The 20,806-nt window shown below is 67.1% G+C and carries 24 protein-coding genes; 15 read left to right on the top strand and 9 right to left on the bottom strand.

Translation table 11 applies throughout. The features are described from left to right. The 7 genes from OXR00_RS18015 to OXR00_RS17985 form a co-directional block, all read right to left on the bottom strand. On the bottom strand, positions 1–925 hold a 925-nt coding region (locus OXR00_RS18015), incomplete at its 3' end, for an FHIPEP family type III secretion protein (RefSeq protein WP_267389606.1). A gap of 3 nt (positions 926–928) precedes the next feature. Continuing rightward, complete coding sequence (locus OXR00_RS18010) at positions 929–1,780, bottom strand: lytic transglycosylase domain-containing protein (RefSeq protein WP_267389605.1); 852 nt, start codon at positions 1,778–1,780, stop codon at positions 929–931. Between the two features lie 65 nt (positions 1,781–1,845). Continuing rightward, positions 1,846–2,163: a flagellar protein FlgN gene (locus tag OXR00_RS18005; protein ID WP_267389604.1), complete on the bottom strand. Its 318-nt coding sequence runs from the start codon at positions 2,161–2,163 to the stop codon at positions 1,846–1,848. After that, positions 2,160–2,441, bottom strand: a complete 282-nt coding sequence (flgM, locus tag OXR00_RS18000; protein ID WP_267389603.1) for a flagellar biosynthesis anti-sigma factor FlgM — start codon at positions 2,439–2,441, stop codon at positions 2,160–2,162. The genes OXR00_RS18005 and flgM overlap by 4 nt, the downstream gene beginning before the upstream one ends. Before the next feature lie 62 nt (positions 2,442–2,503). Then, entirely contained in the window at positions 2,504–3,025 is a 522-nt protein-coding gene (locus OXR00_RS17995) for a flagella basal body P-ring formation protein FlgA (RefSeq protein WP_346732014.1), read from the bottom strand. Further along, a complete protein-coding gene (locus OXR00_RS17990) occupies positions 3,025–3,627 on the bottom strand; it encodes a flagellar motor protein MotB (protein WP_267389601.1) in 603 nt (200 codons plus the stop codon). The genes OXR00_RS17995 and OXR00_RS17990 overlap by 1 nt, the downstream gene beginning before the upstream one ends. Further along, positions 3,624–4,301: a MotA/TolQ/ExbB proton channel family protein gene (locus tag OXR00_RS17985; RefSeq protein WP_267389600.1), complete on the bottom strand. Its 678-nt coding sequence runs from the start codon at positions 4,299–4,301 to the stop codon at positions 3,624–3,626. The genes OXR00_RS17990 and OXR00_RS17985 overlap by 4 nt, the downstream gene beginning before the upstream one ends. A gap of 213 nt (positions 4,302–4,514) precedes the next feature. Between OXR00_RS17985 and flgB the strand changes: the two genes are divergently transcribed. The 15 genes from flgB to OXR00_RS17910 all read left to right on the top strand — a co-directional run bounded on the left by flgB (position 4,515) and on the right by OXR00_RS17910 (position 17,720). Then, entirely contained in the window at positions 4,515–4,865 is a 351-nt protein-coding gene (gene flgB, locus OXR00_RS17980; RefSeq protein ID WP_267389607.1) for a flagellar basal body rod protein FlgB, read from the top strand. A gap of 1 nt (position 4,866) precedes the next feature. Further along, positions 4,867–5,274 (top strand): flagellar basal body rod protein FlgC, encoded by a 408-nt coding sequence (flgC, locus tag OXR00_RS17975; protein WP_242148461.1) that lies wholly within the window; start codon positions 4,867–4,869, stop codon positions 5,272–5,274. A 1-nt stretch (position 5,275) separates the two neighbouring features. Then, positions 5,276–5,965 (top strand): flagellar hook capping FlgD N-terminal domain-containing protein, encoded by a 690-nt coding sequence (locus tag OXR00_RS17970; protein WP_267389599.1) that lies wholly within the window; start codon positions 5,276–5,278, stop codon positions 5,963–5,965. 33 nt (positions 5,966–5,998) lie between these two features. Next, positions 5,999–7,261 carry a flagellar hook protein FlgE gene (locus OXR00_RS17965; RefSeq protein ID WP_242148459.1) on the top strand — a complete coding sequence of 421 codons (1,263 nt, stop codon included), beginning with the start codon at positions 5,999–6,001 and terminating at the stop codon, positions 7,259–7,261. Positions 7,262–7,268: 7 nt separating this feature from the next. Continuing rightward, positions 7,269–8,018 carry a flagellar basal-body rod protein FlgF gene (flgF, locus tag OXR00_RS17960; protein WP_267389598.1) on the top strand — a complete coding sequence of 250 codons (750 nt, stop codon included), beginning with the start codon at positions 7,269–7,271 and terminating at the stop codon, positions 8,016–8,018. Between the two features lie 12 nt (positions 8,019–8,030). Then, a complete protein-coding gene (gene flgG / locus OXR00_RS17955; RefSeq protein ID WP_242148457.1) occupies positions 8,031–8,819 on the top strand; it encodes a flagellar basal-body rod protein FlgG in 789 nt (262 codons plus the stop codon). A gap of 5 nt (positions 8,820–8,824) precedes the next feature. Continuing rightward, positions 8,825–9,514 (top strand): flagellar basal body L-ring protein FlgH, encoded by a 690-nt coding sequence (locus OXR00_RS17950; protein WP_242149060.1) that lies wholly within the window; start codon positions 8,825–8,827, stop codon positions 9,512–9,514. 62 nt (positions 9,515–9,576) lie between these two features. Next, positions 9,577–10,686 (top strand): flagellar basal body P-ring protein FlgI, encoded by a 1,110-nt coding sequence (locus tag OXR00_RS17945; protein WP_267389597.1) that lies wholly within the window; start codon positions 9,577–9,579, stop codon positions 10,684–10,686. Beyond that, positions 10,683–11,018 carry a rod-binding protein gene (locus OXR00_RS17940; protein WP_267389596.1) on the top strand — a complete coding sequence of 112 codons (336 nt, stop codon included), beginning with the start codon at positions 10,683–10,685 and terminating at the stop codon, positions 11,016–11,018. The genes OXR00_RS17945 and OXR00_RS17940 overlap by 4 nt, the downstream gene beginning before the upstream one ends. Then, complete coding sequence (flgK, locus tag OXR00_RS17935) at positions 11,015–12,355, top strand: flagellar hook-associated protein FlgK (RefSeq protein ID WP_267389595.1); 1,341 nt, start codon at positions 11,015–11,017, stop codon at positions 12,353–12,355. The genes OXR00_RS17940 and flgK overlap by 4 nt, the downstream gene beginning before the upstream one ends. Positions 12,356–12,365: 10 nt before the next feature. Beyond that, positions 12,366–13,277, top strand: coding sequence for a flagellar hook-associated protein FlgL (flgL, locus tag OXR00_RS17930; RefSeq protein WP_267389594.1), 912 nt, complete (start codon positions 12,366–12,368; stop codon positions 13,275–13,277). A gap of 102 nt (positions 13,278–13,379) precedes the next feature. After that, on the top strand, positions 13,380–14,243 hold the full coding sequence (gene motA, locus OXR00_RS17925; RefSeq protein WP_242148449.1) for a flagellar motor stator protein MotA: 864 nt from the start codon (positions 13,380–13,382) through the stop codon (positions 14,241–14,243). A gap of 40 nt (positions 14,244–14,283) precedes the next feature. Further along, positions 14,284–15,189: a flagellar motor protein MotB gene (locus OXR00_RS17920; RefSeq protein ID WP_267389593.1), complete on the top strand. Its 906-nt coding sequence runs from the start codon at positions 14,284–14,286 to the stop codon at positions 15,187–15,189. Between the two features lie 17 nt (positions 15,190–15,206). After that, positions 15,207–16,571: a glycosyltransferase gene (locus tag OXR00_RS17915; protein ID WP_267389592.1), complete on the top strand. Its 1,365-nt coding sequence runs from the start codon at positions 15,207–15,209 to the stop codon at positions 16,569–16,571. 9 nt (positions 16,572–16,580) lie between these two features. After that, a complete protein-coding gene (locus OXR00_RS17910) occupies positions 16,581–17,720 on the top strand; it encodes a GNAT family N-acetyltransferase (RefSeq protein WP_267389591.1) in 1,140 nt (379 codons plus the stop codon). Between the two features lie 10 nt (positions 17,721–17,730). Here the strand turns inward: OXR00_RS17910 and OXR00_RS17905 are convergent, their stop codons facing one another. Further along, positions 17,731–19,329 (bottom strand): hypothetical protein, encoded by a 1,599-nt coding sequence (locus OXR00_RS17905; RefSeq protein WP_267389590.1) that lies wholly within the window; start codon positions 19,327–19,329, stop codon positions 17,731–17,733. A gap of 10 nt (positions 19,330–19,339) precedes the next feature. After that, positions 19,340–20,788 carry a hypothetical protein gene (locus OXR00_RS17900; protein WP_267389589.1) on the bottom strand — a complete coding sequence of 483 codons (1,449 nt, stop codon included), beginning with the start codon at positions 20,786–20,788 and terminating at the stop codon, positions 19,340–19,342. Positions 20,789–20,806: the final 18 nt, after the last annotated feature.

Here is a 20,806-nt window from a genome sequence, read left to right as displayed (position 1 = left end):
GAAGGATCACCAGATGCGGCATGCCCGGCAGCACGCCGAGCAGGCCGAGGATGATCGCCACCGGCGTCCACGTCCGTGCCGAGCCGAACTGGCTGCCGATCTGGCCCGCCAGATCCATGCTCGACTTCACGCGCGTCACGATGGCGGCGGCTGCGATCGACAGCATCAGCGACGGAATCTGTGCGACGAGTGCGTCGCCGATCGCGAGCAACACGTAATTGTGCGCAGCCGCACTGATCGTCATGCCGTGGCTGACCGGCCCCAAGATCAACCCGCCGACGATGTTGGCGGCGAGGATCAGCAGGCCGGCGACCGCATCGCCCTTCACGAACTTGGACGAACCGTCCATCGACCCGTAGAAATCCGCCTCGGTGGCGACGTCGATGCGGCGCTGCTTGGCTTCTTCGGGCGTGATCAGGCCGGCGTTCAAATCGGCGTCGATCGCCATCTGTTTGCCGGGCAACGCATCAAGCGTGAAGCGCGCGGACACTTCCGACACGCGGCCCGCGCCCTTGGTCACCACGATCATGTTGATGATGACGAGGATGGTGAACACGAACAAACCGACGACGTAATCGCCGCCGATGAGGAAGGTGCCGAACGCCTCGATGACATGGCCCGCCGCGCTCTCCCCCTCATGCCCGTGCACCAGCACGACGCGGGTGGAGGCGACGTTCAGGCTCAATCGGAACAGCGTCGCGAACAACAGCACGGTCGGAAAGGCGGAGAAGTCGAGCGGCTTCTGCGCGTTCAGTGCAACCATCAGCACGGCGAGACTGATCGTGATGTTCATGATGAAGAACACGTCGAGCAGCGCCGACGGGATCGGCACCACCATCAGCACGACGAGCATCAGGATCGCGACCGGCAGCGAGGCCTGCCGCGCGAACGGGCCGATAGCCCCGGATTTGAGCGCCATAGCCATCCGTTAGCCCCCCATGCTCGCAAGCATCATGTACGCCAGCCGCGCCGTATTCGGCGTGGGGCGCAGCAGGCTGGCGGTTTCGGTGCGGCCGCTGTTGAGCCGATCGATCGTCGCGCGCGCCCAGCTTGCCGCGTCGGCGGTGCTGGTCTCGGACGCGCCGGGGATGACATCCGCGCCATCGCCGAGCTTGGTAGCGGCAAGCTGGATCGGCGGGATGGCGATGCCGCCCTGCCCGAGCTTGTCGGTGAAACGCGCGTAGATTTGCGCGAGCGTACGAGGCTGGCCGGCGGCGGTGTAGAATACCGAGCGGTTGGCGTGCGCGGCGGTCGGAAACATCGCCGCGCCGCTCGCATCCGGGTTTTGCGCCATCGTTTTCAGGAACGAGCGCGCGCCGCCCAGCCCCAGGAAATGCGCCATGTAGAGATCGGTGCTGGTGGCATCGCGGCCGATCGAGCTTTCGATCGCCGTCTTGTTGTCGCTGGCATGTTCCGCCGCCATCAGCGACGCGGTCTGCGGGTCGTTACGAAGGTCGAGGATCGCGCGGCGCGTCGCCGGGTCGCTCACCGTCATACGACCGCTGCCATTGGTGGAGATCGCGTTCGCCGCCCAGTCGAGGCCATGTTCGGCGCCGTGCTGCTTGACGACCTTCAGCCAGCTTTGTTCGATGAACTGGTAGAGGCCCGATGCGCTCGACGCAGCCGAGTGGGCATTGGCGCGCATCCCGCTCTCAAGCTGCGCCTGCCCCATCAGATAGTGGAAATCGACGCCGGTCTTCTGGCTCGCGAAGGCGATCGCGGACTGGATCGATCCGCCCGCGCTGCTGCCTGTCGTCGATGTAAGCGGATTGAACGGCATTCTTCCCCGGCAGATGACCCTTGTACGGGGACATCACAGCAAGGGGCGTGCCAGTCTCCTAGAAATCAGGCGTAGGCGGCGATACCCGCGCTGCGCCGGTAGCCGGGACCGACGCCCCCGGTCAGATTTTGCAGGCGGCGGCGGACATTTGCCGCCATTAAATTCACGTAGATCCGGCACGTTTCGTTCAGCCGGTTGGCCTCCTCGGCAAGATCACGCAGGTCATCGCCGGCCGGGCCGTTGCCAAGCCGGGCGAGATCCTCGATGTGGCCAAGCTTGTCCGCGGTTGCCCGCTCCAGCGCGGCGGCGTCGTTCGCCTTCAGCGCCGCAATCTCGGCATGGAGCGATTCGATCACGCGGATCAGCGCATCGCGACGGATCATTTCGACGTCCACTCCTGCTTCATCGTCAGCATCCGGTCGGCAATCGCGTCCGGGTCGATCCTGTAACTGCCGTTCTCGATCTGCGCGCGCAGCGCCGCCACCCGCGCGGCATCGACCGGTGGCTGCGCCGCCGCCTCTGCCGCGACGCCCGAAAGCTGCGGCACCGCGCCAACATCATCGCCTCGCGCGACCGTCTTCGCCGCCGAGGCGACGCGGGTCACCGATGCGACCGGACGGCCGTTCGATGACAGGGGTTTGGGGCCGATCGACTGAACCACGCGATACACCTCGGGTTTCACACAAGAGGTATAACGGCGGGCATCGCGCAAAGTTTAAGGATTTATCCTTCCCAACCGGGCAGCGTCACCTGGCCGGTCGCGACGGCGATGGTCTGCACGGGCACGCGCGACTCCTCGACCTTGATGAGCACGCGGCCACCTTCGGGTGCGTCACCCATCGCGATGCCTTCGCGCGTAATCGAAAAGCCAGGCGATCCCGCCTCGATCGTGACCGGATCGCCGCGATGGATCACCACCTCCGCCTTTACCGACGGCGCACCGGCGGCGGCGCGTGCCGCCGGTGCGGTGGCAGCGGCGGTGACGGGCACGAACAGCCGCCAGTCCGGCCCGCTGCACGTCACTACCACCGCATCATGCGTGTCGGAACGCCACGACAGTGACACCATCGGGCAGGCGGCAAGTTTCAGCCGCCCGTCCACCGTGCTGCGCGCGCCGCCCTCCGCGCCGATCGGCCGGCCGGTGAAGGTCGCGACCGCGCGGTCGATCGTGGCGGTATCCTGAAACGAGGTCGCCGCCAGCGCAGGGCTGGCAACAAGCAGGAGCGGCAAGACGGAATAGCGCATCATGGTTTCCCGGATGGTCGATGAGGAATGGCGGCAAGATCGGACGGTATCGCGGCATCATCTTGCCGGGTGCCGGCAAAGCCGAGCGTGACCAGCACGCCCCGATGGCCGTAATCAGGCTTGGGCGCGCCGACGATGGTCATGCGCCCGGCCGGCACCGCACGCGCGGCGGCGACCGCGACGGCAACCGCGCGTGCACGATCGGCGGCAAGGATCGCGCCGCTGCCGCTGATCGGGTCGACATCGGCCGCCGACCCATCGACCGAACCGGTGATCCGCAACGTCACGCGCGGGTCTCGCGCCGCCTCGCGCGCCCAAGCGACGAGGCTGGCGGGTGTGCTCGGCAACACCGCCGAGCCGGGCGCGAAATCGAGCATCGCGGCGGCGGCAAGCGGTATCGGATCGGGCGTTTTCATCGCCTCGGGCGCGTGGGTCGCGCCGAAGCCGGCGCGGATACCCTGCGCGAGCGCCTTGCGGTCGAGATGCTGGCTCGCCTGCAAGAAAACGAAGAAACCGACCAGCAGCAGCGCGAGATCGGCAAGCGTCATCAGCCACGCGGGGCGGCCGGATGCGCTTTCGGGGAAATCGTCGTCGAGCGTCATGCGGCATCGACCTCGGCGAGTTTGGCGAAGGTCGCCGGGCGTGGCTGCTCGCGGATCGCCAACGCGACCAGCGGCGCTTCCAGCCGCAACCGCTCCATCGCCTCGCCGCGCGCCTGACGCCGCAGCCGGGCCGCGATCGGTGCCGCGACGAGATTGGCGAGCAGCGCGCCGTACAACGTCGCCAGTAGCGCCACCGCCATCGCCGCGCCGATCGCACTGGGATCCTGCATCTTCACGAACATCGCGACCAGACCGACCAGCGTGCCGACCATGCCCATCGCCGGCGCAAGCTCCGCCATGCCCGCCCACACGTCGGCGGCGGCGACATGTCGGTCGATCCGCGCGCGGCGCGCGTGGCGCAGCAGTTCCTCGACCTCGGCGGGCGCGCGCCCATCGACAATGGCGGCGATCGCGGCGGCAAGATCGGGATCGGCGATCACCGAACGATCGAGCGCCACCACCCCGTGCCGTCGCGCGATCCGGCCCAGGGCGGCGATCTGATCGACCAGCGGGGTGGCATCGAACCGCCTGCGCGTGAGCGTCGGCAGCGCGGCAATCGCGCGGCCAAGATCGGCAAACGCGGTCCGCAGGACGGTCGCGAGCAGCGTACCGCCGCCAACGATCGCAAAGGCGGTCGGATCGAGGAACGGCGCGAGGGTGAAAGTGTCGGTCATCGCCTGACGCGTTGCAAAGCGCGGGCCAGTTGCCCCGGCCGCTCCAGCAGGATGAACGCTGGCACCGTGGCCGGCAGCGACCGGCAGGCCTTGCCGGCCGCCCGGCAATCCTTTGCCGCCGCTTGCCGCTATCCACCGGCGAACACGCTCGAACGGCAGTTGGCACGGCGTTTGCTGTGTTCCCCGCGCAATCTTGAGCAGGAGTTCGCCCCGGTGGCTGACAATACGCTTTTCGGTATCCACGCCAACGCCCTCGAGGTGCGCTCGCAGCGTATGGGGGTGCTTGCCTCGAACATCGCCAACGCCTCCACCCCGGGCTTCAAGGCGAAGGACATCGACTTCCAGTCGGCCTTGGCCTCGCTGGAAAGCGGCAGCGGCGTGGATAGCGGCATGGCGGCGGCGACCAAGTATCGCGTGCCGAACCAGCCCTCGATGGACGGCAACACCGTCGAGCTCTCCAGCGAACAGACCGCCTTTGCCGAAAACGCAGTGCAATATCAGACCACCTTGTCGTTCCTGAACGGCCGTATCGCGCAGGTCACCCGCGCGCTGAAGGGGGAGTAAGATGTCGAACCCGCTCACCATCTTCCAGGTCGCCGGGCGCGCGATGTCCGCGCAGCTGGTACGGATGAACACCACTGCGTCGAACCTCGCCAACGCCGGCGCGGTCGCGAGCAGCGCGGACACCGCCTACCGCACGATCAAGCCGGTGTTCCGCACCGAGTATGACAATGCCAGCGGCCTCGCCACCGTCAACGTCGAGCAGGTCGTCACGGCGGGGCAGGACCCCACCAAACGCTACGATCCCGCCAGCCCGATGGCCGACAAGGACGGCAACGTCTGGGAAAGCGCGGTCGATGAGACGCGCGAGATGGTCGACATGATGGAGACCTCGCGCAGTTACCAGAACAACGTCGAAGTGATGCAGACGGCCAAGTCGCTGATCCTCGATACCCTCAAGATGGGACGATAAGATGAGCGACTTCGACACGACGCTGTCCAGCCTCGGCATCAACAGCACGAGCAAGACCGCCGATGCAACGACCAGCAACACCACCAGCGGATCAACCACGCTCGGCCAGTCCGATTTCCTCAAGCTGCTGACCGCGCAGCTCAACAATCAGGACCCGTTCAGCCCGGTCGACAACACGCAGATGGTCGCGCAGATGGCGCAGATCTCCACCTCATCCGGGGTGAGCGACCTCAGCACCACGCTGAAGTCGATCGCGACCAAGCTCAACGGCACCAGCACCAGCGACGCGGTGTCCTTTGTCGGCAAGACCGTGCTGACCGCCGGATCGACCGCTTACGGCCGCAGCGCGGGTGGCATCGCCGGCGCGGTCGAACTCGGCGCGGCGGCGAGCGACGTGAAGGTGACGATCAGCGACGCCAGCGGCAACCCGCTCAAGACGTTGTCGCTTGGAAATCAGGCGGCCGGCACCGTGAAATACGATTGGGACGGCACCACCAGCGGCGGCACGGCGGCAGGCTCCGGCCCGTTCACCGTATCGGTCGCCGCACAGAACAACGGCGCAACCGTCAAGGCCACCGGCCTCGTCTGGGCGCCGGTCGAATCGGTGTCGGTACCCTCCTCCGGCACGCCCAGCCTCAACGTCACCGGCATCGGCACCGTCGCGGTCAGCGACGTTCGCCAGGTCGGCTGATCCCTCTAAACCCCTCGCCCAAGGAACACGCACATGACCTTCTACACCTCGCTGTCCGGCCTGCAGGCGGCACAGACCGACATGTCGACCATCTCGAACAACCTCGCCAACGTATCGAGCGATGGTTTCAAGAAAACCCGCAGCGATTTCGCCGACGTGATGGCTACCAACTTCTACACCGACCCCAAGACGCAAGTCGGCATGGGCGTCAAACTGACGCAGAACGTCCAGCAGTTCGGCGAGGGTAACCTGAAGACCACCGGCGGTGCGCTCGATCTGGCGATTTCCGGCGATGGCTTCTTCACGGTACAGACCGGCAGCGGCAGCAGCGGCGCGCAGGCCTATACCCGCAACGGCAGCTTCACGGTCGGGCAGGATCACACCATCATCGATTCGCAAGGCAGCGCGCTGCTCGCCTTTCCGGTCGATGCATCCGGCAATGTGACGGCGACCGGCGCCGACGGCCTCGCCAAGGTGACGATCCCCACCACCAGCGGCACACCGCTCCCCACCTCGAAGGTGACGCTCGACGTCAATTTCGCCACGGGCGCGGCAGCCCCAGCCGCAACGTTCGACCGCAACACCCCGTCGACCTACAACAACTCCGCCATTACCACGATCTACGACAGCGCCGGCAACGCGCAACCGCTCACCAATTATTTCGTCCGCGACACCAAGGCCGATACCGCGACGTCGACCGGCTGGACGATGTATTCCTATGCCGGCGACCAGCAGCTTACCAGCGGCGGCGCGGCCGGGGTGCCGGTCAGCTTCGACACCAGCGGCACGATGACCGCGCCGTCGGGCCCGACCAGCTTTGACGCGTTCACCGCATCGACAACCGGCATTTCGCAAAGCCTCTCGATCGATCTCGCCGGTTCGACGCAGAAGGCATCGACCTTCTCGGTCGCCGCGCGCAGCCAGGACGGCGCCTCGGTCGGCCAGTTCTCCGGCATCAGCGTCGGCAAGGACGGCGTCATCACCGCGAGCTTCTCCAACGGCGACAGCAAGGCGCTCGGCAAGGTCGCGGTCGCCAACTTCACCACGCCGACCGGCCTGCGCCAGCTCGGCAACAGCTACTGGAGCCCGACCGGAATTTCAGGCCAGGCATCGCTCGGCGCGCCGGGGGATAACGGCTTCGGCGGCCTGCTGTCGGGCACGATCGAGGGTTCGAACGTCGACATGACCGAGGAGCTGGTCAACCTGATCGCGGCGCAGCGCAACTTCCAGGCGAACTCGAAGGCGCTTGATACGCAGAGCCAGCTCATTCAGACCATCGTGCAGATCCAGGGCTAAGCCTTAGATGGACAAGCTGGTCTACACCGCGGCGACGGGCCTCAAGGCGCACATGCAGGCGCAGGCCGCGATCGCCAACAACATGGCGAACGCGGCGACGATCGGCTTTCGCGCCGATCGCGCGCTGTTCGACCGCGTGAACCTGACCGGCGAGGGCTTCGACAGCCGCATGCCCGCCTCGGAGGAGGTGCTCGATATCGACCGCACCGCCGGCGCGATTACACAGACCGGCCGCCCGCTCGACATCGCGATCCCCGGCGAAAGCTGGCTCGCGGTGCAGGCGCCCGACGGCACCGAGGCGTACACCCGGCGCGGCGACCTTCAGGTCAACGCGTCGGGCGTGCTGGAGACGGGAGACGGCTTCCCGGTGATGGGCGCGTCGGGCGGCCCGATCACCGTGCCGCCCGCGCAAAGCATCAAGGTCGCCGAGGACGGATCGCTGATGATCGTCCCCAACGGCGGCGACCCGACGCGCCCGCAGATCCTCGACAAGCTGAAACTCGCCAGCCCCAAGGGTAGCCAGACCGTCAAGGGCCTCGACAATCTGCTGCGCGTCAAGGGCGGCGGCGTGCTGCCGCAGGACATGGACGCCAAGGTCGAGGGCGGCGCGCTCGAACAGTCCAACGTCAACATGACGCAGGCACTGGTCGACATGATCGAGAACCAGCGCAGCTACGAGGTTCAGGCGAACCTGATGAAAGAAGCCAAGACGATGGACGAGAGCGCCGCTTCGGTGATGCGCGTCTCCAGCCAGTAAGGGAAAAAGACCATGACCAGTGCAGCCATGCATATCGCCCGCACCGGGCTAGACGCGCAGGACATGCGGATGCGCGTGATCTCGAACAACCTCGCGAACGTCAACACCACCGCCTACAAGGCGGATCGCGCCAATTTCGAGACGCTTGCGTACCAGACGATCACCGCGCCGGGATCGCCCAGCACGGCGGAATCGAACTATGCGACCGGACTCAACCTCGGCACCGGCGTGCGCATCCAGGGTACTTCGCGTATCGACACGCAAGGGTCGATGCAGACCACCGGCAGCAGCCTCGACATGGCGCTCGACGGGGACGGCTATTTCCAGGTGCAGATGCCCGGCGGCACGCTCGGCTACACGCGCGCGGGCAATTTTTCGCGCTCGGCCGAAGGGCTGCTCGTCACCTCGGAGGGCTATCAGGTGCAGCCCGGCATCACCATTCCGGAAGGTGCATCGTCGCTGACGATCGGCACCGACGGCACCGTCTCGGCGATCGTGCCGGGGCAGACCACCGCCACGCAGCTCGGCCAGATCCAGGTGGCGAGCTTCCCCAATTCGGCGGGACTGGCGGCGAAGGGCGACAACTACCTCACCGAAACCGCCGCCAGCGGCACCGCCAATCTCGGCGTGCCCGGACAGGACGGGCGCGGCAACGTGCGGCAGGGGATGCTGGAGGCGTCCAACGTCAACGTCGTCGAGGAACTGGTCGACATGATCGAGACGCAGCGCGCCTATGAGGTCAATTCCAAGATGATCTCCGCGACCGACGACATGCTCAAATACGTCAACCAGAACATCTGATGGGCATGTCGATCCGCTTCGCCACCGGTTTCTGCGCCGGTTCGGTGCTTGTCCTGCTGCTCGCGCCCGCCACGGCAGACGCCAAGCTGTTCGGCACCAAGAAGCCGCCGGTCGATTATTCGACCGTCATGGCGAGCGTGCCGGATGCGCCGCCGCCTGCCAACGGCGCGATCTTCCAGGCCAGCACCGGCTATGCCGCGCTGTACGAAGGTGCGCGCGCGCGCCGCGTCGGCGACGTGCTGACCATCGTACTGGTGGAAAGCACCGCCGCGTCGAAATCGGCCAGCTCGAAACTCGGCTCCAGCGGCGGGCTAAGCATCACCCCGCCGACGACAGGGTCGCTGTCGCTGTTCCAGGGCACCGACGCGAGCATCAGCGGCACGCGCAACTTCACCGGCCAAGGTGCCACCGACCAGTCGAACTCGCTGTCGGGCGAGGTCAGCGTGACGATCAGCAAGGTGCTGCCCAACGGCACGATGCTGATCCAGGGCCAGAAGCGCGTCACACTCAACCGCGGTGACGAGTTCGTCCAGATCAAGGGGCTGATCCGCGCCGCCGATATCGACGCGAGCAACCGCGTCCCCTCCACCCGCGTCGCGGACGCGCAGATCGCTTATACCGGCAAGGGCGACATCGCCCGCGCGAGCCGGCAAGGCTGGCTCGGCCGGTTCTTCTCCGTCGTCAGCCCGTTCTGACGCGGCGTAATTGGCATGGCTCTTGCTGTAACTCAGGCATGATGCCCCCCGAAAGGTTCTCGATGTTGCGCTTGCCCCCGTTCGTGCTGATGTTGCTGGCGGCGTTCGCCACGGTGGTGGCGACGCCGGCGCGGGCGGACCGTATCAAGGATCTCGGCACCTTCCAGGGCATCCGCTCGAACCAGCTCACCGGTTACGGTATCGTCGTCGGCCTGCCCGGCAGCGGCGACGATAATCTCGAATATACCATCCAGTCGATGAAGGCGGTCGCTTCGCGCTTTGGGCTGCAACTGCCGCCCAACGTCAACCCCGGCCTCAAGAATGCGGCGGTGGTGATGGTCACCGCCGATCTGCCCGCCTTTGCCAAGCCCGGCCAGCGGCTCGACATCACCGTCGCCTCGATGGGCAAGGCCAAGAGCTTGCGCGGTGGCGCGCTGATCCTCACACCGCTGATCGGTGCGGACGGCCAGATCTACGCGATGGCGCAGGGCAACCTCGCCGTCGGTGGCCTGGGTGCAGAGGGCAAGGACGGATCGCAGATCGTCATCAACGTCCCCTCCACTGGCCGCATTCCCGAAGGCGCCACGGTGGAGCGCGCGGTGCAGACCGGGTTCGAGACCGCCCCCAACCTCACCTACAATCTGACCCGCGCCGATTTCACCACCGCGCAGAACGTCGCCACCGCGATCAACGGTCGCCTCGGCACCGGCACCGCCGAGGCGACCGACGCAGTGTCGGTCAAGGTGCGCGCCCCCGTCGGCGGCGATATCCGCGCCGCGCTGATGAGCGAGATCGAGAACCTCGACGTGGTGGCGGCCGAACCGCCGGCCCGCGTCATCGTCAACGCCCGCACCGGCACTGTCGTCATCAATTCGAGCGTACGCGTCGGCAGCGCCGCCGTCACCCACGGCAAGCTCACCGTCCGCATCGACGAGAAGCAGGGCGTCAGCCAGCCGGCACCGTTCGGCCAGGGCCAGACCACCAAGGTGCAGAAGAGCGCCGTCGCGGTCGACGAGGAGAAGCACCCGATGTTCCTGATCCAGCCCGGCCCGAAACTCGCCGACGTGGTGAAGGCGGTGAACGCAATCGGCGCGTCCCCGGCCGATCTCGTCGCCATCCTCGAAGCACTGAAGGAAGCCGGTGCGCTTAAAGCGGATCTCATCATCCTGTGACCGACATCGCCCCCACCTCCTCCGCATCCGTCAGCGGCATCGGCCGAGACACCAGCCGCCTCGCCACCCGCGCCAACCTTGAAAAGGCGGGCAAGCAGTTCGAGGCGACGTTCACCTCGATGATGCTGAAATCGATGCGATCGACGCATCTCGCCGACGATCTGTTCTCCTCCAAGGCGCTCGACACCTTCAAGGACATGCAGGACAAGCAGATCGCGCAGACCTGGGCGGACAGGGCGCCGCTCGGCATCGGCAAGGCGATGACCGACTTCCTCGCCAAGTCGCAGGCCAATCTCCAGCCGGCCACCGCGCCTGAGGCCAAGCCGAAGTGAGCGACCTGCTCGGCATCGGCGCCAGCGGGGTGCGCGCGTATCAAAGCGCGCTCACCACCGTGTCCGACAACATCGCCAACGCCACCACCACCGGCTACACCCGCCGCACGACCACGCTGAACGAGGTGGTGTCGGCCGACGGGATCACGTCGCGCGCGGCCGTCGCCGTGAACGGCGTCACGGTCGCCGGCACCGTGCGGCTGGCCGATGCGGTCAAGGCTGCGGACGTGCGCGCCACCAGCGCCGATCTCGCCAAGAGCGAGGCTGGCGTCACCACGCTCACCAGCATCCAGAGCGCGCTGACCGGCAGCGCGGTCGGTGATCGGCTGGCGGATTTCTTCAACGCCGCCACCGCCGTCGCCGCCGATCCCACCGCCTCGGCGCCACGCTCGACCATGCTCGAAGCGGCGAGTTCGGTGGCGAGCGCCTTCACCGCCACCGGCAAGGCGCTCGACAACGTCGCCGCCGATCTCGACGTGACGGCGGAGAACGCCGTCGAGACGCTCACCAGCCTCGGCACCGCGCTCGCCAAGGTCAACGACGGCCTCGGCCGCGCCACCGCCGGCACCAGCGGCGCGGCACAGTTGCAGGACCAGCGCGACCAGATCCTCGAACAGATGAGCGCGATCAGCGACGTGTCCGTCACCACGGATGCCGCCGGCCGCGCGACCGTACGGCTGGGCGGCGCGAGCGGACCGACGCTTGTGTCGGGCAACAACGCCGGCGCGATCACCTATGTCCGCAACGGCGGCAGCGTGTCCTTCGCGGTGCATTACGCGGGGGAGATCAACACGCTCACCCCAAACGGCGGCGCGCTCGCCGGCGTCAGCGACGGTGCGCAACGCATCGCCGATGCCCGCAGCCAGCTCGGCGCGATCGCATCAAGCTTCACCAGCGGCGTCAACGCCGTACAGGCACAGGGCGCAGACCTGAACGGCACCACCGGCGCGCCGATGTTCGCGACCGGCAGCACGCCTACCGACATCACGCTCGCGCTCACCGACCCGAGCGGCATCGCCGCCGCCGCCGTCGGCGCGGGCAAGCGTGACAACAGCAATCTTGCCGCGCTCGCGTCGCTACGCAGTTCCGGCGCATTCGAGAGTGACACCACCACGCTCGTCTCCGACAGCGCCGCCACCCTCGCCAGCCGCAAGACCATCGCCGACGCGCAATCCTCGATCCGTGATGGCGCGGTGGCGGCGCGCGATGCGGTGTCCGGCGTCAACCTCGACAACGAGGCGGTCGATCTGATGCGCTTCCAGCAGGCCTATTCCGCATCGAGCCGCGTCATCCAGGTCGCGCGCGACACGTTCCAGTCCATCCTCGACATCCGCTAGGCCGCTTCGCATGCAGATCAGCACCAACCAGTTCTATTCGAACACCGCCTCGCTGCTGCAGAAGCTGACGGAGAAGACGAACGACATCCAAACGCAGATTTCGACCACGAAGAAATATGCCGCGCCCTCCGACAACGTCGTAGCGTATCAACAGCTTGCCACGATCAAGCAGAGCGCCGCGGACAACACCGCCTATGCGTCGAACGTCAGCCTGGCGCAGAGCCTTCTCCAGCAATCCGACTCTGCGTTGACCTCGGTGGAAAGCGATCTCACCAAGGCTTCCGAACTCGTCACGCAGGCGAACAGCGACACGTTGAGCGATGCCCAGCGCAAGACGATCTCGACGCAATTGAAGAGCGTGATGGACGATCTCGCCAGCCTCGCCAATACGCGCGATGCGCGCGGCCAGCCGCTGTTCGGCGCCGCCACCGGCGACAGCGCGGTTACAAAGAACCCCGATGGCACGGTTAGCTTCACCGGCACCGGCACGCCGGCCAGCATCCCGATCGGTGATGGTGCCTCGATCCAGCCGACCGACAGCGCCGAACACGTGTTCGGCGGCATCGCCACGCCGGGGGGCACCGGCGACATCTTCTCGATCCTGTCCAAGTTCACCGCAGCGCTGGATGCGGGCGGCAGCGTGACTGCGGCGGCGGGCGAGGCCGGCACATCGCTGAGCGCGGCGCTGACGCAGGTGACGGGCGTCCACGGCGCGGTCGGCGCGCGCGCGGCACGGCTCGATCTCGTCTCCTCGACCATGAAGACCGCCGCCACCGATCTCGAGGCGACCCGATCGGGCATCGAGGATACCGACATCAGCACCGCCGTGATCGACCTGCAGAAGATGTCGACGGCGTTGCAGGCCACGCAGGCGAGTTTCACCAAGCTGAGCGCGCTGTCGCTGTTCGATTACCTGAAGTGACGCGGCACCGGTAACGCGATGGCGACGAATCGCGATTAAGCAACGGCCTTACCGGTCGTTCCTTATACCGAGCACGTAGCGACTAAGAGGACTTCAACACCCATGTTTCCGGTCATCGGCCTCGTCGTCCTCCTCGTCATGATCTTCGGCGGTTTCGCGATCACCGGCGGCGCCCTCGGCCCCGTCATGGAGGCGATCCCGCACGAGATGATGATCATCGGCGGCGCCGCGGTCGGCGCGCTCATCATCGGCAATTCGATGAAGGAGCTGAAGGCGCTCGGCGGTGGCCTCGGCAAGGTGTTCAAGGGGCCGAAGTACAAGAAGCAGGATTATCTCGACACGATCTTCCTTGTGTCGAAGCTGATGAAGATGCTGCGCACCGATGGCCCGATCGCGCTTGAGCCGCATGTCGAGGACCCGAAATCGTCCGCCGTCTTCGCCGAATATCCGCGCCTGCTGGCGGACCACACGCTCGTCAACCTCATCGCCGATACGCTGCGACTGGTGGTGGTCTCCTCCGGCACGCTCGACGTGCATGCGGTTGAGGAGGTGATGGACAATATGATCAAGACCCACCACCACGAGGTCGAAGGCCCACAGGGCACGATCGCCGGCCTGGCCGATGCGCTGCCCGCGCTCGGCATCGTCGCCGCCGTGCTCGGCGTGGTGAAGACGATGGGCTCGATCGACAAGCCGCCCGCGATCCTCGGGGCGATGATCGGCTCGGCGCTGGTCGGCACGTTCATGGGCGTGTTGCTCGCCTACGGCATCGTCGCGCCGCTCGCCAACCGGCTGAAGCAGGTGATCGATGCCGATGCGGCGATCTACCATGTCGTCAAGCAGATCATCATCGCCTCGCTGCACGGCCACCCGCAGCCGCTGGTGATCGAGGCGGCGCGCTCCGGCATCGCGCATTCCAACCAGCCCGGCTTCGCCGAGGTGTTCGACGGTTTGCGGGGGCGGTGAGCGTGATCCCGCCCCGCATCCCTGAACGGAGTCGGTACTGATGGCGGCCGCACGCGCACCGCACGGCAACAACCAGCCGCCCAAGATCATCTACAAGAAGATCTATATCGAAGGTCACGGCGGCCACCACGGCGGCGCGTGGAAGGTCGCCTATGCCGATTTCGTGACCGCGATGATGGCGTTCTTCCTGCTGATGTGGCTGCTCGGTGCCACCAACGAGAAGCAGCGCAAGGCACTCGCCGATTATTTCGCGCCGACATTGGTCGAGCTGAAGCAGAACAGCGCCGGCTCGAACGGCATCTTCGGCGGCGATTCGATCACCGCGCGCGACAATTACCCGCATGGTGCCAAGCAGACCGGCACCCGGTCCATGACGATTCCGGTCAATGCGAACGGCGGGTCGCAGACCGGCAGCGGCCAGGCCGGCTCGCTGAAAAACCGCGAGATCGCCGCACAGGATGCGAAGAATTTCACCGCCATGCACCGCCGCATCGAACAGGAAATGGCGGCCAGCCCGAAACTGTCCAAGCTCGCTTCGCACGTCCGCTTCGTGCGCACGCGCGACGGGTTGCGCATCGATCTGGTCGACGACGCCGACTATTCGATGTTCGCGCTCGGCACCACACAGCTCGATCCCCAGGCGGCGACACTGATCGGCATGATCGCGGACACGGTGAAGACCATGCCCAACCCGATCATGATTCGCGGCCACACCGATAGCCTCGGCTATGGCGACCCGATGGCGATGAACAACTGGATGCTGTCGAGCGGCCGTGCCGAGGCGACCCGGCGGCGGCTGGAGTCCGGCGGCATACCCGAAACCCGTTTCTACCGCATAGAAGGCGTGGCAGACCGTGAGCCGATGATCGCCAACACGCCGACCGATCCGCGCAATCGCCGCGTCGCCATCACCCTGCTCTACCGCGCGGGTGCGTTCGGCGAGTGATCGCGCTGCGTTCGCCTGTGAGGCTCGCCGTGCAGGCGGTGCTGGCGGCGCTGTTCCTCTATTCGCTGGTATCGTTGCCCGGCTTCGGTGTGCGCTGGGGCTGGTCGGCAGGCGGGTTCGCGCTGCTGCTCGGCTGGGCGGGAGCAGCGGCTGCGGGCGTTTGGGCGTTCGCGCGTCGTCCGCGCTGGCCGAGCCTCGTCGGCATGACGCTGGTGCTTGCGGCGCTGCGCTGCGGATCGGCGGCGATCGCCGACGGCCGCATCTCACCGGGCGATCCGCATGCCTATGTCGACCTTGCGCGCAACCTGCTGCTGCACGGGGATCTCGGCATCTACGACAGCGGATTGGGGACGTATTTCCACGCCTTCTACCCGCCGCTCTATCCGCTGCTGCTGGGCGGCTGGGGAGCTGTACTGGGGTTTTCCACAGCCTCTGTCCTGGTGTTCGGCACGGTCATAGACGGTGCCGCGGCGATGTTGATCGCGCTGCTGGGCCGACGCTTGGGGGACGGTGCCGCAGGGTGCCGTGCGGCATGGCTGTATCTGGTGTGGCCGTCCGTCATCTTTTCCGCCCCGCTCGCACAAAAGGAGGGGCTGTGTGCGCTGCTGGTCCTGGCGCTCGCCCATGCGTGGCTGCGTGCCGGCAGCGGCTGGCGCGCGGCGGCGGCGGTGGGCGTGCCGGCCGGGCTGCTCGCGCTGACGCAACCGGGGCAAGCGCCGCTTGCAGCACTCCTCGGGCTGGTGCTGTGGCGACACATCGGACTTGCCCGCATGGCGCGGCGTGGTCTTGCCGCCGTGCCGTTCGCATGTCTGGTGATGGTGCCTTGGTGGCTGCGCAACTGGCTTGCTTTCGGCGCTTTCGTGCCGCTCACCAGCGCAGGCGGGGTCAGCCTGTGGGTCGGCAACAATCCGCAGGCGACCGGCAACTGGATGCCGCCGCCGCCCCAGCTGCATGGCCTTCCTGAACGCGTGCTCGGCCCGCGGATGAGCGCCATTGCGGTCGCGTGGATCAAAAGCGAGCCGCTCGGCTTCATCCGTCTCACCGCGACCAAGCTGGTGCGCGCATGCGGCGTCGGCATCTTCGGCGTGGTGCGGCTGGAGGCGATGACGCCTACTATCCCGCGCCCGCTCGCCGCTCTGTTATGGCCGGTGTCGCACCTCGGCCATGCCGCGCTGCTCGCGCTGGCCGCGTGGCGCACGGGGTCACGCACGGTGCCGACCGCGCTGGTCTTGCTTGTCGTCGCATGCGGCCTGCAACTGGTGCTGTTCGGTATGTGGTTCGAGTTCGGCGAACGCCACCGCGAGTTCGTCACGCCGTTCTTGTTGTTGCTCCTGTGCTGGCGACCCGCGCCAGCGGTTGGAAAACCCGCGCCGACACCCTAGTTTGTCCAGGTGAGCAACACCCCAGTCACCGCCCGGATCGTCGACGGTGCCGCGGCCATGTCCGCCGCCGAGTGGAACGCCTGTGCCGGCAGCGACCATCCATTCCTCGCCCACGCATTCCTGTCGATCCTTGAGGAATCGGGCAGCGCATGTCCGCGCACCGGCTGGCAGCCCGTGCCGGTGGTGATCGACGGCGCCGACGGCCGGCCCGCCGCGATCGCGCCCGCTTATGCCAAGAGCCACAGCCAGGGCGAATATGTGTTCGATCACGCCTGGGCCGACGCCTACAGCCGCGCGGGCGGCGACTATTACCCCAAGCTTCAGATCGCGGTGCCGTTCACGCCTGCCCCCGGCCCGCGCCTGCTGCTGCGCGACCCGGCGCTCGCACCCGCGTTGATCGCCGCGCTGGAATCCGTGACCGACCAGCACGGCCTGTCCTCCGCCCACGCCACCTTCGTCACGCCGGATCAGGTGCCGCTGTTCGAAGCGGCGGGCTGGCTGATCCGCGAGGGCACGCAGTTCCACTGGCGCAACGAGGGCTATGCGAGCTTCGACGACTTCCTCGGCGCGCTTTCCAGCCGCAAGCGCAAGGCGATCCGCAAGGAACGCGCCGGCGCGCTGGAAAGCGGGATCATCGTCCGTCACCTCACCGGCACGGAACTGACCGAGGCGGCCTGGGATGCGTTCTGGGTGTTCTATCAGGATACCGGCGCGCGCAAATGGGGCCAGCCGTACCTGACACGGCAGTTCTTCTCGCTGCTTGGTGAGCGGATGGGCGATCACGTCCTGCTGATGCTCGCCGAACGGGGTGGCCGCCCGATCGCCGGCGCGCTCAACCTGATCGGCGCGGATACGCTGTACGGCCGCTACTGGGGATGTACCGAGGAGGTGCCGTTCCTCCATTTCGAGCTGTGCTATTACCAGGCGATCGACGCCGCGATCCGCCTTGGCAAGACGGTGGTGGAGGCGGGCGCGCAGGGCGAACACAAGCTCGCGCGCGGCTATGCGCCGGTGCCGACCTGGTCGGCGCACTACATTCCCGATCCGAACTTCCGCCGCGCCATCGCCGACTTCCTGGTGCGCGAACGCGCCTCGGTGGAGAGCGACCAGGAATATCTCAACGACCTTACGCCGTTCAGGAAGGCCTAGCCACGCCGCGTTATCGCCGGATGATTGGCGCCCGCAGCTCGACATCGCTGACCACCGGCCCCGGCTTGCTGTGGTCGACCTTGTACAGCACGCTCGCCCCATCGCGCCACACCTCGACCAGCCCGGTCGCCAGGCGCGGATCGTACGCGGGGGGCTCGATCAACCACACGTAATCGAACGCATCGCGCGGGAAGCGCGCCAGCGAGGTCGAGATCGGCCGCCACCATTCGCGCGGGCATTGCGCGGCTGTCACGATCTCGGACGGGTCGTGCGCGTACCGCCGCGCCTTGGCATATTGGGTGGTCAGCAACTGCGCACCGGCCATCGACCATTGATCGTTGGAATAGGCGAGCTTGCGCTCCAACGCGATCGCGGGGAGATGCTCGAGCCGCGAAGCGGTCCAGTCGCCGTAGCATTTCTCACCCACGAACGACACCAGACGTGCCCCGCGCGGCAGATGATCCAGTGCCTTCAACTCGCGATCGTATGTGTTCGCATAGATCCAGAAGCTCGCCGTTGTCGCTGCGATACGGATCAGGAAAAATGCCAGCCCCGCCGCCGCGAGCACCGCCGCGCCGCGCTCCGACAGACCGGGCTTGGGCCGGATCGCGATCACCGCGATGGCAATCATGAACGGCACCAGCCGCATGTCGGCATAGGCCGATCCGAACACGATCCGCGGCAGGAAGATATAGACCAGCAGCAGGAACAGCGCCGAAAGCCCGAGATTACGGGAATATTCGATGTTGGGATCGCGAAAGCCACGTACCAGGATCATCAGCAGCACCGCAAGGCTGGCGATGTCGAGCACCTCCCAGCGATCCCGGAACACCATGACGATCCAGCCGATCTTGGCGCGCCAGTTGAACCAGTCGGTCGTCAGGCCGCCGACATGGTCGCCGGTGCGCCAGAACACCATCAGCACCATCGGCAACGCCAGCGGCACGCAGGCAATCCCCGCGCGCACGGGCGCGTTCCACCAGCGCCGGCCCGCCGTCTTGCCGGCATCATGCTGGCGGATCAGTTCGGCGGAGAACGCCAGCACGCCGAGCGTCCCCCAGCCGAACGTGTGGCACAGCCACAACAGGCACGACAGCGGCACGAACACGGCGGCGCGCAGGCCCACGCGCCCGAGCCGCGCCATCCGCAGCCACAGCGCGAACAGGTTGAGCGCGATCGCCATCGACAACTCGAAATTGACGAAGCCGAAGTGGAACGGGTAGCCATAAGCGAGCGGCAACGCGAACAGGGCGGTGGCGGGGATGCGGCCATGCACCTCGCGCGCGATCCACAGCAGCCCCGACACGGTGAGCGCGGGAATCGCCATCACGATCAGCTTCACCCCGAGTTCTAGGCCGAAGACCTTCGCCATCGGGATGATGAGCAGATCGATGCCGAGATTGCCGATCAGCGACCAGTTGAAGTCGTACCATTCCTTCAGAAACGGATTGTCGGCGAGCGCGATTTGCACGCGGTAGCGCCCCATATGCCCGGGCAGATCGACCAGCGGCGGAATGTCCGGGCGCAGCAACGGGATGATCGCGATCAGCGTCGCGGCAATCACGAACAGGCGTGTCTGCCACCAACGCGGCGCTAACTGGGTCTCCATCGCTGTGCTTCTAGCGAGGTGGCCGCGCGTGCGGAAGCGCGAACAGAACGTCACGCCCATCGCTCCACGCCAGCCGAACATCGCCAAGCCGGGCGGGATCGATCTGCCCAGGCGTAATGAGCCAGATCAGGTCGTATCGCGTCCTCGGAAGGTCGGTCAGCGCCTGCGCGAGCGTGCGCACCTGCGGCCGATCGGTGCAGGGCGCATCCGTCACGATCTGCGCACGATCGAGCGCGATGCCTCGCAGCAGCGCAATGTCGGGGAGGAACTCGGTCCGCGGGGTCCGCCACGGCTGCACGCATGCCTGTCCGACGAACGCGGCCACGCGAGCGCCCCGGGGGACATGATCGAGTGCGGCGAGGTGGCGTGTCCAGTCGCGGCTTTCAGCGGCGAAGCTGGCGGTGCCGGCGACGGTGCGCACCATCAGAAATGCCAGCGCGGCCCAGGCGAGCTCCGCACGGCGGCGTTGCGGGACGCGCGCGTTGAAGCGGATCGACAGCAGCGCCAGCACGATCGCATAGGGCGCCGTGGCCATTGCCGCCCCACCCGGGCCGGACGGCACCGCCACCAACAGCACCAGCAAGCCGACCGCGGCGGCGGCGAGCATCGGCGCGTGGACGAAACGGCGGTCCTGATAGCTGCGGTGGATCATCAGCACGACCAGGACGATCGACGCCCAGTCCAGCAGCCGCCAGCGGTCCCGTAAAGCGCCAAGCACCCAACCGGGTTTCAGCGCGAGCGCTGCCAGCCAGCCGCCGTCCACGCCACCCGGCCGCCACGCCAGCAGCATCAGCGCCGGCGGCGCGATCGGCAGGCAATTCACCGCCGCGCGCCAGCCGCTCTCCGCCCAGCCACGCCGCACCGTGTCGCGTTCGACCGCGCGGGCACGCACCAGTTCGGCCGCAAAGATCATCACGCCGAGACTCGCCCAGCCGAGCGGATGCACCACGCAGACCACCGCCGACAGCACCACGAACACGCCCGCGCGCGCCTGCCGCTTCCGCGCCAGCCGCATCCACAACGCGACCATGTTGAGCGCGAGCGCCATCGCCAGCGCGACATCGATACGCCCGTGGAGAAAGGCCGGATGATAGGCGAACGGCAGCGCGAGATAGGCGACCGGCTGCACGCGGCCATGCGCCTCGCGCGACAGCCACAGCATCCCCGCCGCCGCGATCACCGGGATCGACACGGCGACCAACTTCACCGTCGGCACCAGCCCGATCAGCGGCGCGAGGCCCATAACCAGCAGGTCCGCCCCGCAAGGCCGCCGCTGCGCCAGACACCACGCGCCCGACCCGACGCCCGCGTCAAGCATCCCCCGGTAGCGCACGAGCGCCGCTGGCAGATCGGTCAGCGGCGGGATCGCCGGCCACAGCAGCGGCGCGGCGGTGAGCACCAGCGCAAGCGCGATGCACCACCGCGTTTCCCACCAAGGACGGGAAACGGCAGTCAGCACGGCGGAGCGACGGTCTTA

Origin of the sequence: Sphingomonas sp. GC_Shp_3, assembly GCF_026540945.1 — a bacterium.
Taxonomy (GTDB): Bacteria; Pseudomonadota; Alphaproteobacteria; order Sphingomonadales; family Sphingomonadaceae; genus Sphingomonas.
This window is presented reverse-complemented; position numbering and strand designations above follow the sequence as displayed.

Excerpts from the sequence above, each read along its gene's own strand:
- flgF (WP_267389598.1), top strand. The coding sequence starts at position 7,269 with ATGGACAAGCTGGTCTACACCGCGGCGACGGGCCTCAAGGCGCACATG.
- OXR00_RS17950 (WP_242149060.1), top strand. The coding sequence starts at position 8,825 with ATGTCGATCCGCTTCGCCACCGGTTTCTGCGCCGGTTCGGTGCTTGTC.
- flgG (WP_242148457.1), top strand. The coding sequence starts at position 8,031 with ATGACCAGTGCAGCCATGCATATCGCCCGCACCGGGCTAGACGCGCAG.
- OXR00_RS17965 (WP_242148459.1), top strand. The coding sequence starts at position 5,999 with ATGACCTTCTACACCTCGCTGTCCGGCCTGCAGGCGGCACAGACCGAC.
- OXR00_RS17905 (WP_267389590.1), bottom strand. The coding sequence starts at position 19,329 with ATGGAGACCCAGTTAGCGCCGCGTTGGTGGCAGACACGCCTGTTCGTG.
- OXR00_RS18005 (WP_267389604.1), bottom strand. The coding sequence starts at position 2,163 with ATGATCCGTCGCGATGCGCTGATCCGCGTGATCGAATCGCTCCATGCC.
- OXR00_RS17990 (WP_267389601.1), bottom strand. The coding sequence starts at position 3,627 with ATGACGCTCGACGACGATTTCCCCGAAAGCGCATCCGGCCGCCCCGCG.
- OXR00_RS17970 (WP_267389599.1), top strand. The coding sequence starts at position 5,276 with ATGAGCGACTTCGACACGACGCTGTCCAGCCTCGGCATCAACAGCACG.
- motA (WP_242148449.1), top strand. The coding sequence starts at position 13,380 with ATGTTTCCGGTCATCGGCCTCGTCGTCCTCCTCGTCATGATCTTCGGC.
- OXR00_RS17920 (WP_267389593.1), top strand. The coding sequence starts at position 14,284 with ATGGCGGCCGCACGCGCACCGCACGGCAACAACCAGCCGCCCAAGATC.
- OXR00_RS17945 (WP_267389597.1), top strand. The coding sequence starts at position 9,577 with ATGTTGCGCTTGCCCCCGTTCGTGCTGATGTTGCTGGCGGCGTTCGCC.
- flgC (WP_242148461.1), top strand. The coding sequence starts at position 4,867 with ATGTCGAACCCGCTCACCATCTTCCAGGTCGCCGGGCGCGCGATGTCC.
- OXR00_RS17995 (WP_346732014.1), bottom strand. The coding sequence starts at position 3,025 with ATGCGCTATTCCGTCTTGCCGCTCCTGCTTGTTGCCAGCCCTGCGCTG.
- OXR00_RS17985 (WP_267389600.1), bottom strand. The coding sequence starts at position 4,301 with ATGACCGACACTTTCACCCTCGCGCCGTTCCTCGATCCGACCGCCTTT.
- flgL (WP_267389594.1), top strand. The coding sequence starts at position 12,366 with ATGCAGATCAGCACCAACCAGTTCTATTCGAACACCGCCTCGCTGCTG.
- OXR00_RS18010 (WP_267389605.1), bottom strand. The coding sequence starts at position 1,780 with ATGCCGTTCAATCCGCTTACATCGACGACAGGCAGCAGCGCGGGCGGA.